The organism is Amycolatopsis sp. NPDC000009, from assembly GCF_055563465.1.
Map to the genome: position 1 here is coordinate 194109 of NZ_JBVHDI010000003.1, position 15799 is coordinate 209907.

Consider the following 15799-nt stretch of genomic DNA (forward strand, 5'->3'; position numbering starts at 1 on the left):
GATCTTGTCAAGCATCCACTGGATAGGACTCATTTCGGACAAGAAGAAACGGTCCGGCTTGCGCGAGATCCGGAACGACGGCTAGACCACTCCGAATGACGGTTTCTTCCGGCACTGGGGTCCGGGTGATCGGGCTCATCTCCGGCACATCGATCGACGGGATCGACGTGGCGGCCGCCGAACTGCGCGCCGACGGGGACACGGTGGTGCTCTCGCCGCTCGGCCAGCTCGAAATCCCTTATCCCGAAGCGCTCCGCGAGGCGTTGCTCGCCGCCCTGCCGCCGAATCCCTGCGACGCCGAACAGCTCACGAAACTCGACACCCTGGTCGGCCAGGCCTTCGCCGAGGCGGCCGCGCGCGGCGTCGAGGAGCTGGCGGGTGGCGAGGCGGACGTCGTCGCCTCGCTGGGCCAGACGGTGTTCCACTGGGTCGAAGACGGCATCGCGCGCGGCACGCTGCAACTGGGGAACCCGGCGTGGATCGCCGAACGCACCGGACTGCCGGTGGTGGCCGACCTGCGCGTCCGCGACGTCGCCGCCGGCGGGCACGGCGCGCCGCTCGCCAGCACGCTGGACGCGTTGTGGCTCCGTGACATGGCCGCCTCCGGCCCGGTCGCGGCACTGAACGTCGGCGGCATCGCGAACATCACCGTGGTCCCCGCGAACGGTGCCGTTCTCGCCTACGACACCGGCCCCGGCAACGCGTTGATGGACATCGCCGCGCACCGCGTCACCGGACGGCGTGCCGACATCGACGGAGCGCTCGCCCTCCGCGGCACCGTCCGGCCCGATCTGCTGGCGAAACTCCTGCTCGATCCCTACTACGCGGCCGCGCCGCCGAAGTCGACCGGCAAGGAACTGTTCCACGCCACGTATCTCGACGAAGCGCTCGACGGGCTCCCGCCGGTCGGCGCGGAAGATCTCCTGGCGACGCTGACCGAACTGACCGCGGTGACGATCGCCGCGGAATGCCGTCGCCACAGCATCGCCACGGTGATCGTCTCCGGCGGCGGCGCCGACAACCCGGCGCTGATGGCCGCGCTCGCCAGGAACCTGCCGGATACGGCGCTGAAGACCAGCGACGACCACGGGCTGCCGCGCGCGGGCAAAGAGGCATACCTGACCATTCTGCTGGGCTGGCTCACCTGGTCCGGCGTCCCGGGGAACCTCCCGTCGGCGACCGGAGCCCGCGGCGACCGGCTGCTCGGCAGCATCACCCCGGGCGCGGGACCCCTGCGGCTCCCCGCCCCGCACAACTCAACCGTGACCCGGTTACGGGTAGCGGCGAAGACCGGCGAGCGATAGGAGATACGGATGCGCGCACTTGACCTCGCGATCATCGGGATTTTTCTGGTCGGCATGCCCCTGCTGGGCGTCTGGATCGGCGGCAAACAGAAATCCGGCTCCGACTACTTCGTCGGCGAAGGCAAGATCTCCTGGTGGGTGGCCTGTCTCTCGGTGGTCTCCGCGGAGACGTCCACCCTCACCGTGCTCTCCGTGCCGACGGTGGCCTACATCGCCACCCCCGGCGACGGCGGGATGACGTACCTGGCACTGGCGATCGGCTACATAGCGGGCCGGATAGTGGTGTCGATGGTGCTGTTGCCGCGCTACGTGGCGGGCAACCTGGTCACCGCGTACGCCTTCCTCGGCAAACGCTTCGGCAGCGGGTTGCAGGGCACCGCGTCGGTGACCTTCCTGCTCACCCGGACGCTGGCGGACGGCATCCGGCTCTTCGCCACCGCGATCCCGATCAAGGTGGTGATGGCGGCCTACGGCCTGAACGTCTCGTACTGGACCATCGTGATCGGCCTCGGCATCGCGATGGTGCTCTACAGCTTCTTCGGCGGGGTCCGCGCGGTCGTCTGGGTCGACGCGATCCAGATGCTCTGGTACGTCCTCGGCGCGGTCGTGGTGATCTGGGTGATCTCCGGCAGGCTGCCCGACGGCTGGTTCGGCAAGGCCGTGGACGCCGACAAGTTCCAGATCTTCGACTTCTCCTCGAACATGCTCACCGGCCAGTACGCGTTCTTCACCGCGTTGATCGGTGGTGCGGTGCTCTCGATGGCCTCGCACGGTTCGGATCAGCTGATCGTGCAGCGCCTCCAGGCCACCAACGATCTGCGCGCCGCACGGAAGGCCCTTGTGGCCAGCGGTTTCGTGGTGTTCCTGCAGTTCGCGCTGTTCCTGTTCATCGGCGTGCTGCTGTGGGCGCTGTACAACGGCCTCGCCCCGACGAAGCCGAAGCCGGAAGGACTGGGGCTGGCCAACAAGGACGAACTGTTCGCGAACTTCATCGTGAACGATCTGCCGAGTGGCCTCTCCGGCTTCGTGATCGCCGGAATCCTCGCCGCCGCACTGAGTTCGTCGCTCGGCGCGCTGGCCTCGTCGACGGTGACCGACGTCTACGAACGGGTGATCGGCCGGGAACTGCCGGAAGCCGACCGGCTGAAGCACGGCCGGATCTGGACGATCGTCTGGGCGGGCGCGCTGATCCTGTGCGCGGGGTTCTTCGCCTCCTCCAACAAGACCTCGGCCGACCCGATCGTGGTGCAGGCGCTCGGCATCACCGGCTACACCTACGGCGCGCTGCTCGGCGCGTTCCTGTTGGGCCTGCTGTTCAAGCGGGCGAGGCAGGCGGACGCGATCGTGGCGTTCGTGTCGACGGTGATCGTGATGGCGTTCATCATCCTGGGCGTCAAGTTCAACAAACCGGACGGCAGCCTGATCGGTGTCGACTTCAGCAAGGCTTCCGGGAACACCGTGGCGCTGGCGTGGCCCTGGTACACGCTGTGCGGCGTGGTGATCACGCTCGTGGTGGGCGGGTTGCTCTCGCTGCGGCACGGGAGCGTGGACCCGCTGGCCGAACCGGACGTCAAGGAGTCCACCCCCGTCTAGGGCCTCGTGAGTGGTAAGGACGGTTAGAACCGTCCTTACCACTCACGAGGTGACGAGCTCCTCTTCGGACGTACGCAGCCGCTGCGAGATCACCTTCGTGATGCCGTCGCCCTGCATCGAAACGCCGTACAGGGCGTCGGCGATCTCCATGGTCGGCTTCTGGTGCGTGATGATGATCAGCTGCGAAGAGTCCCGCAGCTGCTCCAGCAACCCGATCAGCCGTCGCATGTTGGTGTCGTCGAGCGCCGCCTCGACCTCGTCCATGACGTAGAAGGGCGAAGGGCGGGCACGGAAGATCGCCACCAGCATGCCGACGGCGACGAGCGACTTCTCGCCACCGGAGAGCAGTGAGAGCCGCTTGACCTTCTTGCCCGGCGGCCGCGCTTCGACGTCGACGCCGGTGGAGAGCAGGTCGTTGGGCTGAGTGAGCACCATGCGCCCCTCGCCGCCCGGGAACAGCACGCTGAACACCGTCTCGAACTCGCGCGCGACGTCCTCGTACGCCGACGCGAAGACCTCGAGGATCTTCTCGTCGACCTGCTTGATGACGGCTTCGAGGTCCTTGCGGGTGTCCTTGAGGTCTTCGAGCTGGGTCGAGAGGAACTTGTACCGCTCCTCCAGCGCCGCGAACTCCTCCAGCGCCAGCGGGTTGACCTTGCCCAGCAGGCTCAGGTCCTTCTCCGCACGCTTCGCCCGGCGGGCCTGGGTGTCGCGGTCGAACGGCATCGGCGGCGGCGGAGTGACGTCCTCGCCGCGTTCCTTGGCGGCCTCGTACTCGGCCATCTCCCCCGCGCTCGGCGGAACGGGAACGTCCGGGCCGTACTCGGCGACGAGATCCTCGAGACCGATGCCGAAGTCCTCGGCGATCTTGGTTTCGAGCTGTTCCAGCCGCAGCCGCTGCTCGGCACGCAGTACCTCGTCACGGTGGACGGCGTCGGTGAGCTTCTCCAGTTCGCCGGTCAGCTCGCGGACCTTGCTGCGGACCTGGGTCAGCGCGGTCTCCCGGGACTGCCGCTGCGCCTGCGCCTCGTCCCGTTCGTGGGCGGCGCGCTGTACGGAGAGCTCGATGCGCTCCAGCGCGATCTCGCCGCCGTTGACCACCGCGTTGGCGATCTCGGCGCCGCGTTTCCGCGCGGCCCTGGACTTTTCGGCGCGTTCGCGCGCCTGCCGCTCGGCGTGCGCGGCCCGGCGGAGCGATTCCGCCTTGCCCTGGATGCTCCGCGCGCGCTCCTCGGCGGTGCGCAGCGCGAGCCGGGACTCCATCTCCTCCTGGCGGACCGTGCCGAGGTCTTCGGCGGCCTGGTCGCGCTCGGCGGTGTCCGGATCCTCGTCGACTTCCTGGTCGGCGACGGCGGCCAGGCGCTCTTCGAGTTCGGCGAGCTGCCGCAACGCCTCTTCGCGACTCTGCTCGACCTTGGCGCGCTGATTGCTCAGCCGGTCCATTTCGGCCTGCGCGGCACGCGCGGCCTGCTGCATCCGGTTCAGCCGCTCGGACGAGCGGGCCTTGCGGACCTTCGCGTCCCCGAGCGCTTCCTTGGCCCTGCCGACCTCTTCGCGCCGCGCGGCCTGTCCCGCGCGGGCTCCTTCGAGTTCGGCGGCGGTGCGTTCCAGCGCGCGCTCGGCGGCACTCAGCCGATCGCCAGCCTCGTCGACCGCGGCCTGCACCTCGATGACGCTTTCGCTGCGGGCGGACCCGCCGACCGCCCAGCGTGCACCGAAGACATCGCCTTCGGGCGTGACCGTGCTGACTTCGGGATGCACCTCGACGAGACGGCGCGCGGACTCCAGACCGTCCACAATGGCCACCCGGTCGAGCGCGTGCTCGACGGCGGAGCGCAACGCGGGCGGCGCGGTGACGACTTCGCGCGCCCAGCGCGCACCCTCGGGCAGCGACGGCCAGCCGCTCGTGTCCACAGTGGACTCCAGGCCGCCGAGCAGGATGCCCGCGCGCCCGGAGTCGTTGTCCTTCAAGAACTTCAGCGCGGCGAGCGCGTCTTCGCCACCGTTGACCGCGACCGCGTCGGCGACCGGTCCGAGCGCCGCGGCCAGCGCGACCTCGTGTCCGGCCTCGACGGTGAGCAACGCGGCGACCGAACCGAGCAGGCCCGGAAGTTCGTGCTGAGCGCCGAGCAGCGCGCCGGCGCCGTCCTTGCGCCGCAGGCCCATCGACAGCGCCTCGACGCGCGCCTTCTCCGACGCGATCTCGCGTTCGGCGGCGCGCTCGGCCTTGACCAGCTCCTCGACGCGGGCCTTGGCGGCGTTGTTGGCCTCCACCGCGCGGTCGTGATGGGCCTGCAGGTCGGAGTCGTCGGATTCCTCGACGCCACCCGCGGCCTTGGCCTCTTCGAGCTCCTCGACGGCGATCTCGGCCCGCTCGGCGGCCTCTTCGAGCGACACGGTGAGCCGGTCGATCTCGTCGGAGGTGGCGCCGTTCTTACTGCGCAGCGCCTCGACCTGACCGGAGAGCTTCGCGAGCCCTTCCCGCCGGTCGGCGATCGCGCGGACGGCGGCCATATGCGCGCGCTCGGCGGCCTGGACGAGGTGTTCGAGCTGCTCGCGCCGCTGGACGGTCTCGGAAAGCACCATCCGGGCCTCGGCGACGGCCTCGTTGAGCTCCTGCTCCCGCTCGGCGACCTGCTCGGCCTCGGCGAGCAGCTCGTCGGGGTCGCGACCGGTGCTCGCCTGCTGGACGTCGGACGACAGGTGCCGCTGACGCTCCAGCGCGAGCCGCACGGTGCCGCGCAACCGCTCCGTCAGCGCGGAAAGCTTGTACCAAGTCTCCTGTGCCGCGGCCAGCTTCGGCGCGTCCTCGGCGAGCGACGCTTCGAGCTCGGCCTCCTCGGCGGCGACGATCTCCAGCGCCTGCTCGACCTCGGCGCGGCGCTGGCGGGCGACGCGTTCGTCGGCCTCTTCCTTGGCGATGCCTTCGCGCTGGGTGACCAGGTCGTGGGCGAACAACCGCAGCCGGGCGTCGCGCAGTTCGGACTGCACCCACTGCGCCTTGCGGGCGATCTCGGCCTGCTTGCCCAGCGGCTTGAGCTGACGGCGGAGTTCGGTGGTGAGGTCGCCGAGGCGGTCGAGGTTGCCCTGCATGTTCGCGAGCTTGCGCAAGGTCTGTTCCTTGCGCTTGCGGTGCTTGAGGACGCCCGCGGCCTCTTCGATGAAGGCGCGGCGCTCCTCGGGCTTCGATTCGAGGATCGCCGAAAGCTGCCCCTGTCCGACGATGACGTGCATCTCGCGGCCGATACCGGAATCCGACAGCAGTTCCTGCACGTCCATCAGGCGGCAGCGGTCGCCGTTGATCTCGTACTCGCTCGCGCCGTCACGGAACATCCGGCGGGTGATCGAGACCTCGGAGTATTCGATGGGCAGCGCGCCGTCGGCGTTGTCGATGGTCAGGGTGACCTCGGCGCGCCCGAGCGGGGCGCGGCCGGCGGTCCCGGCGAAGATGACGTCCTCCATCTTGCCGCCGCGCAGGTCCTTCGCGCCCTGGGTGCCCATGACCCAGCGGAGCGCGTCGAGGACGTTCGACTTGCCGGACCCGTTCGGTCCGACCACGCAGGTGATGCCCGGCTCGAAACGCAACGTCGTCGCCGAGGCGAAGGACTTGAAGCCCTTGAGCGTCAGGCTCTTCAGGTGCACGTCGTGCTGACCCCTCTGGCTGCGGGAACCGGTCTTTCAATCGACCCAGGCTACCTGTGTGCTCACGGTGATCGTGGGACGCCGGGCCTCAGCGCTCCACGAACCCGCGAAGCCCGCCTTTCGCGGGCGACCACCGCTCGACGACGTGATCCACACTTCCGGGTGATTCCCCGGAGCGCAGGGCGGCCAAAAGCCGCTCACAGTGTTCACGAACACCCTCCGCTACCACCTCGACACGCCCGTCGGCCAGATTGGCCGCGCCGCCGACCAACCCCAGCTCAAGCGCCCTGCTGCGGGTCCACCAGCGGAAACCGACACCCTGCACCCGGCCGTGCACCCACGCGGTCAGCCTGATGTGCGTTACTTCTTCACTCACGACCCCTATCGTGCACCATGCGGATGAACGCGGAGGGTGAACACCACGTGCGCTGTAGTTCGCAGACGGTGAAGCGGCGGTGATAATCTCCGCGCCGGGTCCCCACTTTGGGCTACCTCGCCCGGGTAGCCGAACTCCCCGAAGTCCCCCATCCGAGGAGCCAGCACATGCCCCGTCCCGACGGGTCTGATTCGAGCGCACGCGTGTCCGTGGCACCGCCGCGCGGCGCGACCGGCAAGCTCAACCGCGCGGGCTACGCCGTACTCGGCGTCAGCGGCCTCGTGGTGGCGACGGCCTTCGCCGCGATCGCCGAACTCGCGGGCCCCGGCGTCTCCGCCACCGCGGGCGGCACCGGCGTCCCCGGCGGCGGACAGGGCATCGCCCCCGCCGGCGCCCAGCTGATCCCGGGCAACGCCGTCCCCGGCGGCCCGATGACCGTCTCCGGCTCGCCGATGCCGGGCGCGCCCTCCAGCTCGACGGCGCCGCCGACCACGGTGACCTCGGTCGGGGCGGACGGCAAGGAGACGACGAGCGTCGTCACCCCGCCCCCGCCCGTCGTACCGCCGAACCCGAACCCCGGGCCTGGCCCCGGGCCGAAACCTGATCCTTCCTCGTCGGATCCGACGCCCACTCCGACCCCCACACCGACGAAGACGACGACGCCCACTCCGACTTCGACGACCCCGACGGATCCTCCGACGAGCACGCCCAACGGTAGCTCCAGCCCCGGCGGCGCCCCCAGCGAATCATCGCCGGGCAAGTCCAGCACCTCGGGCACCGACACGTCCACGAGCAGCGCCCAGTAAGACTTGAGGTCCGTGAAGGCCTCCTTGCCTACCTTCAGGGTAGGGAAGGAGGCCTTCACTACTTCCCAGGTCCGCGCCGAATCCGCCGCAGTTAGCCGACTAAATGCGGCACGGCGCTAGGCGGCAGGGGAGGTTGCGAAAGCCACTTTCGCAACCTTCAACGTTGCGAAAGTGGCTTTCGCAACGCGTCAGCCCGACACGCACCGGGGGCTCAAACCTCGAAGCGGTACCCCATCCCCGGTTCCGTCAGCAGGTGCCGCGGCCGCGAGGGTTCCGGTTCCAGCTTCCGCCGCAGCTGCGCCAGATACACCCGCAGGTAGTGCGATTCGGTCTCGTAGGTCGGGCCCCACACCTCGTGCAGCAGCTGCTTCTGCGCCACCAGACGGCCGCGGTTGCGCACCAGCAGTTCCAGCACCCCCCATTCGGTCTTGGTGAGATGCACTTCCTTGCCGTCCCGGCGCACCTTCTTCGCCGCGAGGTCGATCCGGAACGATCCCGTGTCCACCACCGCGTCCGCACCGTCCACACCGGACGACGCCGAGCGGCGCACGGCGGCCCGCAGCCGCGCCAGCAGTTCGTCCATGCCGAAGGGTTTGGTGACGTAGTCGTCGGCGCCGGCGTCGAGGGCCTGCACCTTGTCGGCCGAGTCGCCGCGCGCGGACAGCACGATGATCGGCACGGTCGTCCAGCCGCGCAGCCCGGCGATCACCTCGGTGCCGTCGAGGTCGGGCAGACCGAGGTCCAGCACGACGACGTCGGGTTTGGTCTCGGCGACGGCCTTCAGCGCGGCCGTCCCGTCGTGCGCGGTGATCACCTTGTAGCCGCGGGCGGACAGGTTGATCCGCAGGGCTCGCACGATCTGCGGTTCGTCGTCGACGACCAGCACGGTCGCCGACGCGGTGTCTGCGCTCATCGCACTCGCTCCTCCTCTTCGTTCTCCAGGCCCTCGTCGTCGAACGCGAGGAGGCTCTTTTCCGGATCCTGACCAACATATGCGGGCAGAGAGATGACGACGGTGAGTCCGCCGCCGGGCGTGTCCTCCGCCCGGATCCGCCCGCCCATCGCCTCGGTGAACCCCTTGGCGACCGACAGCCCCAGCCCCACGCCGGGCACGCTGTCCCGGTCTCCCCCGAGCCGCTGGAACGGCGCGAACGCCGAGTCCGCGGTGCCCTTCTTGAGCCCGCGCCCGTGGTCGACGATGCGCAGCTCGACGTGGTCCGAATGCGTGCTCGCGCGGGCCGAGACCGGCACGCCGGACCTGCCGTGCCGCAGCGCGTTGTCGATCACGTTCGCCACGACGCGTTCGAGCAGGCCGGGATCGGCGCACACCGAGGGCAGCCGCGAGTCGATCGCGACCACGACCGAAGCCGAGTTGTCCACATTGGACAGGGCGTGGGAGACCACCTCGTCGTAGCCGACCGGGCGCAGGTGCGGGCGCACCGCGCCGGTGGCCAGCCGGGACGAGTCGAGCAGGTTGTCGATCAGCCCGGCCAGCCGGTCCGCCGATTCCTCGATCGCTTCGAGCAGTTCGTCGGTGTCCTCTTCGGACAGTGAGATGTCGGTGGCGCGCAAGCTGCCGATGGACGCCTTGATCGACGTCAGCGGCGTGCGGAGGTCGTGGCCGACGGCAGACAACAGTGCCGTGCGGAGTTCGGTCGCCTCGGCCTTGCGTTCGGCCCGGATGGCCGCCTTCGCCGTCCGCTGCTGCCGCAGGGCGAGCAGCGCCTGCCCGGCGACGGCTTCCAGCACTCCCCGGTCCGACGCGGGCAGCGCGCGGCCCCGCAGCGTCAGGTGGACGTCGGCGGTGACGGCGATGTCGGCGTCGGCCTGATCCGGATCGGCGCAGGGATCCGAGCCGGCGTTCGCCACCCGTTTCCACTCCCCGTCCCGCTTTTCCAGCAGGGTCACCGACGTCAGGCCGAAGTTCTCGCGGACCTTCTCCAGCAGCCGCTCGATCGGATTGGTGTGCGTGAGCACGGTGCGCGCGTACGACGCGAGCAGCGCCGCCTCGGTCCGCGCCCGCGCGGCCTGCGTCGCGCGTCGGGCGGCGGTGTCGACGACCGCGGCGACGAGGATCGCCACCAGCACCATCGCGATCAGCGTGATCACGTTGCGCGGCTCGTGGACGGTCAGGGTGTAGAGCGGCGGGGTGAAGAAGAAGTTCAGCAGCCCCGCCGCGAGCACCGCCGCCAGTAGCGCGGGTCCGAGCCCGCCCACGAGCGCGACGAGCACCGTCGCCAGCATGTAGGCGACCACGTCGGTCGAGAAGTCGAGCTGCTCCTTCAGCAGGACGCCGAACAACGTCGCCAGGACGGGCAGGACGAAGGCGAGGATCCAGCCCGCCAGCCGCCGCGAGGAAGGCAGCGAGCTCCTGGTGAGCCGGGCACGCAGCCGCCCGCCCGCTTCGTCGTGCGTGACCATGTGGACGTCGATCGGGCCGGACCGCTGGACCACGGCCGCGCCGATGCCCTCGTCGAACAGTCTCGCCACCCGTGACCGCCGAGAGGTCCCGACCACCAGCTGGGTCGCGTTCACCCCGCGCGCGAAGTCGAGCAGCGCGTTCGGCACGTCGTCGCCGACGACGGTGTGGAAGGTCGCGCCGACCTCTTCGGCCAGCTTCCGGTACTTGCCGACGGCGGTCGGCCCCATCCCGGCAAGCCCGTCGCCGCGCAGGATGTGCAACACCTGAAGTTCGGCGCCCGCGCGGTTCGCGATGCGGCTCGCGCGGCGGATGAGCGTCTCGCTCTCCGGACCGCCGGTGATCGACACGACCACCCGTTCGCGGGCTTCCCACGTGTCGGTGATCTTCTGCTCGGCCCGGTACCGCTGCAGCGCGACGTCGACCTGGTCGGCGACCCACAGCAGCGCGAGCTCCCGCAGCGCGGTGAGGTTGCCGGGCCGGAAGTAGTTGCCCAGCGCCGCGTCGATCCGCTCGGCCGGGTACACGTTGCCGTGCGCCAGGCGCCGCCGAAGCGCTTCAGGCGTGATGTCGATTAGCTCCAGCTGCTCGGCCCGCCGCACGACCTCGTCGGGCACCGTCTCCTGCTGGGTGACGCCGGTGATCCGCTCGACGACGTCGTTGAGGCTCTGCAGATGCTGCACGTTCACCGTGGAGAGGACGTCGATCCCGGCGTCGAGCAGCTCGTCGATGTCCTGCCAGCGCTTCTCGTTGCGCGAACCCGGCACGTTGGTGTGCGCGAGTTCGTCGACCACGGCGACCTCGGGGGCACGGGCGAGCAGCGCGTCGAGGTCCATCTCCTCGAACTCGTGGTCCCGGTGCACGGACCGGTGGCGTGGCACGCTCTCCAGGCCTTCGACGAGCTCCTCGGTCTTCTTCCGCCCGTGCGTCTCGACCAGGCCGATGACCACGTCGGTGCCCCGGTCGAGGCGGCGGCGCGCCTCGCCGAGCATCGCGTAGGTCTTGCCGACGCCAGGGGCCGCGCCGAGGTAGATCCTCAGCTCACCCCGGCGCGGCTTGGTCGTGTTCTCGTCCACGTCTGTCAGTGTGCTCCTCCGGCCGCGTCGCGCACGGCCAAGTTGACCTTCAGCACATCGACTCCCGGCACCCCGATCCCGGCGCCGCTCGTGTTCTCGGCCACGAGCTGCCGGACCTTCTCCTCCGGCAGGCCCGTGTTACGCGCCACACGCGGGATCTGCAGGTCGGCGTAGGCGACGCTGATCGCCGGATCCACCCCCGACGCCGACGCCGTCACCGCGTCGGCGGGCACCTGTGACTCCTGGACACCCTCGCGGGCGGCGATGAGCTTCTTGCGTTCACCGATCGCGGCGACCAGGTCCTCGTTGTACGGGCCCTTGTTCGACGCGCCGGACGACGACGGGTCACCGGGGCCGAGGGCGTCCTTCGAGCCCGCGGACGGGCGGTTGTGGAACCACGGGTCCCTGGCCGGGTCGGCCGCGACCGGGTCGATGCCGATCAGGGACGAGCCGACCGCTTGCCCGTCCTGGGTGATGATCGAGCCCTCGGCGTTGCCTTCGAGGCCGGGGATCCTGGAGATCGCCCAGACACCCAGTGGGTAGACGACACCCAGCAGGACCGTGAAGACGAGCAGGACACGCAGCCCGGCGAGGGTCTGCTTCAGCAATGCGTTCATGGGGTCACCCGATTCCAGGGATGAGACGGACGAGCAGGTCGATCAGCCAGATCCCGAGGAACGGGCTGACGATGCCGCCGAGGCCGTAGACCAGCAGGTTCCGGCGCAGCAGCGCCGACGCCGAAGACGGCTTGTACCGGACGCCGCGCAGCGCGAGCGGGATCAGCCCGACGATGATCAGGGCGTTGAAGATGACCGCCGACAGGATCGCCGACTTCGGCGTCGCCAGCTGCATGATGTTGAGCGCGCCGAGCTGGGCGAAGATGCCGGTGAACATCGCGGGCAGGATCGCGAAGTACTTCGCGAGGTCGTTGGCGACGCTGAAGGTGGTCAGCGCGCCCCGCGTGATCAGCAGCTGCTTGCCGATCTCGACGATCTCGATCAGCTTCGTCGGGTCGGAGTCGAGGTCCACCATGTTCCCCGCCTCCTTGGCGGCGGAGGTCCCGGTGTTCATCGCGACGCCGACGTCGGACTGCGCGAGCGCGGGGGCGTCGTTGGTGCCGTCACCGGTCATCGCGACCAGCCGTCCGCCCTCCTGCTCCTTCTTGATCAGCGCCATCTTGTCTTCGGGTTTGGCTTCGGCGAGGTAGTCGTCGACGCCCGCGTCCCGCGCGATGGCCTTGGCGGTCAGCGGGTTGTCCCCGGTGATCATGACGGTCTTGATGCCCATCGAGCGGAGCTGGACGAACCGCTCCTTCATCCCGGGTTTGACCACATCGGACAGCCGGATCACGCCGCGTACGAACGCTTTGACGCCGTCGTACTCCGCGACCACGAGCGGCGTGCCACCCTCCCCGCTGATCTCGTCGACGACGCGTTCGGTCTCGTCCGGCATGTCGCCGCCCTGTTCGCGGACCCAATCCCGGACGGCCGAAGTGGCGCCCTTGCGGACCTGGCGTGCCCCGATGTCGATACCGCTCATCCGGGTCTGCGCGGTGAACTCGACGAACTCCGCGAGCTTCTCCTCGTCGGACGCGGTTTCCGCGAGACCGTGCTCCCTCGCGACGAGTTCGACGATGCTGCGGCCTTCCGGCGTGCCATCGGCGAGACTGGACAGCCGGGCCGCCTTGGCGATGTCGTCCATAGTGGACTCACCGACCGGGATCAGCTCGGTGGCCTTGCGGTTGCCGAAGGTGATCGTGCCGGTCTTGTCCAGCAGCAGCGTCGAGACGTCGCCCGCGGCCTCCACCGCGCGACCGCTCGTCGCGAGGACATTGCGCTGCACCAGCCGGTCCATCCCGGCGATCCCGATCGCGGACAGCAGCGCGCCGATCGTCGTCGGGATCAGGCAGACCAGCAGCGCGGTCAGCACGATCACGGACTGCTGGCTGCCCGAGTATCCCGCCATCGGCTGCAACGCCACGACGGCGAGCAGGAAGATGATCGTGAGCGTCGAGAGCAGGATCGTCAGCGCGATCTCGTTCGGCGTCTTCTGCCGGGAAGCGCCCTCCACCAAGGCGATCATGCGGTCCACAAAGGACTCGCCAGGTTTGGTGGTGATCTTCACGACGATGCGGTCCGAGAGCACCGTGGTGCCGCCGGTGACCGCGCACCGGTCGCCGCCCGATTCGCGGATGACCGGGGCCGACTCGCCGGTGATGGCCGATTCGTCGACGGTCGCGATGCCCTCGACGACGTCGCCGTCGCCCGGGATGACCTGCCCGGCCTCGACGACCACGAGGTCACCGACGCGCAGGTCGGCGCCCGGCACGGTCTCTTCGCCGCCGTCCTCGGTGAGACGGCGGGCGACGGTCTCCTTCTTGCTCCGCCGCAGGGTTTCCGCCTGCGCCTTGCCCCGGCCCTCGGCGACGGCCTCGGCGAGGTTCGCGAACAGGACGGTGAACCACAGCCAGATCGTGACGAGGATGGTGAACACGCTCGGATCGGTGACCGCGAAGACCGTGGTCAGCGCCGAGCCGACCCACACCACGAACATGACCGGGTTGGCGAGCTGGTGCTTCGGATTGAGCTTGCGCAGTGCTTCCGGCAGGGAGGTCAGCAGCTGGCGCGGGCTGAAGATCCCCGCGCCGACCCGGCCCGTGTTCTCCACGTGGTGCTGGGTCGTTTCTTCGGGGGTGCGTTCCTGGGTGACGGTCATGCCAATGCCTCTGCGATGGGCCCGAGCGCGAGCGCCGGGATGAAGGTGAGGGCCGCGACGAGCACGATCGTGCCCGCGAGCATCGTGCCGAAAAGCGGCCCGGTGGTAGGCAGCGTGCCGGCGGTCTCCGGAACCTTCCGTTGGGAGGCAAGGGATCCGGCCAGGCACAGCACGGCGAGGATCGGGATGAACCGGCCGAGCAGCATGGCCACCCCGAGGGAGGACTGGAACCAGTCGTCGGTGACGGTGAGCCCGGCGAACGCGCTGCCGTTGTTGTTGCCCGCCGAGGCGTAGGCGTAGAGCACCTCGGAAAGTCCATGGGCGCCCGGGTTGTTCAACGCGGCCAGGTTGCCGGAGTTCATCACCGCGATCCCGGAACCGAGCAGTACCACCGTCGGCATGGCGAGCATCGAGACCGCCGCGCAGGTGACCTCGCGTTTGCCGAGCTTCTTCCCCAGATACTCCGGTGTCCGGCCGACCATCAGCCCGGCGAGGAACATCGCGATCACGGCCATCACGAGGATGCCGTAAAGACCGGTGCCCACCCCGCCCGGCGAGATCTCGCCCAGCAGCATGTTGAGCAGCACTCCGCCGCCGCCGAGCCCGCTGTAGCTGTCGTGCATGCTGTTGACCGCGCCGGTCGACGTGCCGGTGGTGGCGTTGGCGAACAGCGAGCTCAGGCCGATGCCGAACCGCTGTTCCTTGCCCTCCATGTTCGCCCCGGCGGCCAGCGACGCCGGCCCGCTCGCGTTGGCCTCGGACAGCCAGGTGACCGTGAGCATCGCGGTGAACAGCCCGGCCATCACCGAAAGCAGGACGTAACCCTGGCGGGTGTTGCCGACGAGCTTGCCGAACGTGCGGGTGAGCGAGACCGGGATGACCAGGATCAGGAAGATCTCGATGAGGTTCGTCCAGGCGTTCGGGTTTTCGAACGGGTGCGAAGAGTTGGCGTTGAAGATGCCGCCGCCGTTGGTGCCGAGTTCCTTGATGGCCTCCTGGCTCGCGGCGGGCGCGAGCGCGATCTTGCTCGTGCTGCCGTCCGGGTTGAGGACGTCGACGCCGCTCTTGAGGCTCTGCACGACCCCGAGCGCGATGAGCACGATCGCCGCCACGAACGCGATCGGCAGCAGGATCCGGATCGTTCCGCGCGTCAGGTCCACCCAGAAGTTGCCGAGGCGGTCGGTCTTCGAACGGACGAAGCCGCGGACGACCGCGATGGCGACCGAAAGGCCGACGGCGGCAGACAGGAAGTTCTGCACGGTCAGGCCGGCCATCTGCACGAAGTGACCCATGGTCGCTTCGGGGCTGTAGGACTGCCAGTTCGTGTTGGTCACGAAGCTGACGGCGGTGTTGAAGGCGACCGCCGGCGAGACCGGTTCCTTGCCGAGGCTCCACGGCAGGATCGCTTGGAGCCGCTGAATCAGGTAGAGAAGAACGACGGAGACGAACGAGAAGCCGATCACGGCGGACGCGTAGGTCTTCCAGTGCTGTTCCGATCCGGGGTTCACCCGGAACAGGCGGTACAGGCCGCTTTCGGCCTTGGTGTGCTTCTCTGTCGAGAAGACGCGCGCTATGTAATCGCCCATTGGCCGGTAGACCACGGCGAGCGCGACGAGAAGGAGGCCGGCCTGTAAGAGGCCGGCCATGACGTCTGACATCAGAATTTCTCCGGCCTGACCAGTGCGATGAACAAATAGACGATCAGCCCCAGCGCCAGCAGTCCGCCGACGACGTTGGCCACGATTCCCGTGCCGGTCACAGCTTTTCCAGACCGCGAAGGGTCAGCGCGAGAACCACGAATACGCCGATCAGGAGCACGGCGTAGAGCAAGTCGGCCACTAAGCACCTCTCAGGACAGGTCACCCCAT

The 15799-nt window shown here is 69.1% G+C and carries 11 protein-coding genes; 2 read left to right on the top strand and 9 right to left on the bottom strand.

The window, feature by feature from the left end; genetic code table 11:
- Positions 1-95 precede the first annotated feature (95 nt).
- Together ACZ3HL_RS10810 and ACZ3HL_RS10815 are read left to right on the top strand one after the other, a co-directional pair.
- Positions 96-1304 carry an anhydro-N-acetylmuramic acid kinase gene (locus ACZ3HL_RS10810; RefSeq protein ID WP_465530272.1) on the top strand — a complete coding sequence of 403 codons (1209 nt, stop codon included), beginning with the start codon at positions 96-98 and terminating at the stop codon, positions 1302-1304.
- Between the two features lie 9 nt (positions 1305-1313).
- Positions 1314-2897, top strand: a complete 1584-nt coding sequence (locus tag ACZ3HL_RS10815) for a sodium:solute symporter (protein WP_465413510.1) — start codon at positions 1314-1316, stop codon at positions 2895-2897.
- Positions 2898-2939: 42 nt separating this feature from the next.
- Here the strand turns inward: ACZ3HL_RS10815 and smc are convergent, their stop codons facing one another.
- The 9 genes from smc to kdpF all read right to left on the bottom strand — a co-directional run bounded on the left by smc (position 2940) and on the right by kdpF (position 15690).
- A complete protein-coding gene (gene smc / locus ACZ3HL_RS10820; protein ID WP_465530274.1) occupies positions 2940-6539 on the bottom strand; it encodes a chromosome segregation protein SMC in 3600 nt (1199 codons plus the stop codon).
- An 88-nt stretch (positions 6540-6627) separates the two neighbouring features.
- A complete protein-coding gene (locus tag ACZ3HL_RS10825; RefSeq protein WP_465413513.1) occupies positions 6628-6915 on the bottom strand; it encodes an acylphosphatase in 288 nt (95 codons plus the stop codon).
- A 253-nt stretch (positions 6916-7168) separates the two neighbouring features.
- Positions 7169-7693, bottom strand: a complete 525-nt coding sequence (locus ACZ3HL_RS10830; protein ID WP_465530276.1) for a hypothetical protein — start codon at positions 7691-7693, stop codon at positions 7169-7171.
- A 239-nt stretch (positions 7694-7932) separates the two neighbouring features.
- Positions 7933-8634 carry a response regulator gene (locus ACZ3HL_RS10835; protein ID WP_126733454.1) on the bottom strand — a complete coding sequence of 234 codons (702 nt, stop codon included), beginning with the start codon at positions 8632-8634 and terminating at the stop codon, positions 7933-7935.
- Positions 8631-11216 (bottom strand): DUF4118 domain-containing protein, encoded by a 2586-nt coding sequence (locus ACZ3HL_RS10840; protein ID WP_465530278.1) that lies wholly within the window; start codon positions 11214-11216, stop codon positions 8631-8633. The genes ACZ3HL_RS10835 and ACZ3HL_RS10840 overlap by 4 nt, the downstream gene beginning before the upstream one ends.
- Positions 11217-11221: 5 nt before the next feature.
- Complete coding sequence (locus tag ACZ3HL_RS10845) at positions 11222-11833, bottom strand: potassium-transporting ATPase subunit C (protein WP_465530280.1); 612 nt, start codon at positions 11831-11833, stop codon at positions 11222-11224.
- A gap of 4 nt (positions 11834-11837) precedes the next feature.
- Positions 11838-13931 carry a potassium-transporting ATPase subunit KdpB gene (kdpB, locus tag ACZ3HL_RS10850; RefSeq protein WP_465530282.1) on the bottom strand — a complete coding sequence of 698 codons (2094 nt, stop codon included), beginning with the start codon at positions 13929-13931 and terminating at the stop codon, positions 11838-11840.
- Positions 13928-15589: a potassium-transporting ATPase subunit KdpA gene (gene kdpA, locus ACZ3HL_RS10855; protein ID WP_465530284.1), complete on the bottom strand. Its 1662-nt coding sequence runs from the start codon at positions 15587-15589 to the stop codon at positions 13928-13930. Before kdpA ends, kdpB begins: the two co-directional genes overlap by 4 nt.
- Positions 15589-15690: a K(+)-transporting ATPase subunit F gene (gene kdpF, locus ACZ3HL_RS10860; protein WP_378368642.1), complete on the bottom strand. Its 102-nt coding sequence runs from the start codon at positions 15688-15690 to the stop codon at positions 15589-15591. The genes kdpA and kdpF overlap by 1 nt, the downstream gene beginning before the upstream one ends.
- Between the last annotated feature and the right edge of the window lie 109 nt (positions 15691-15799).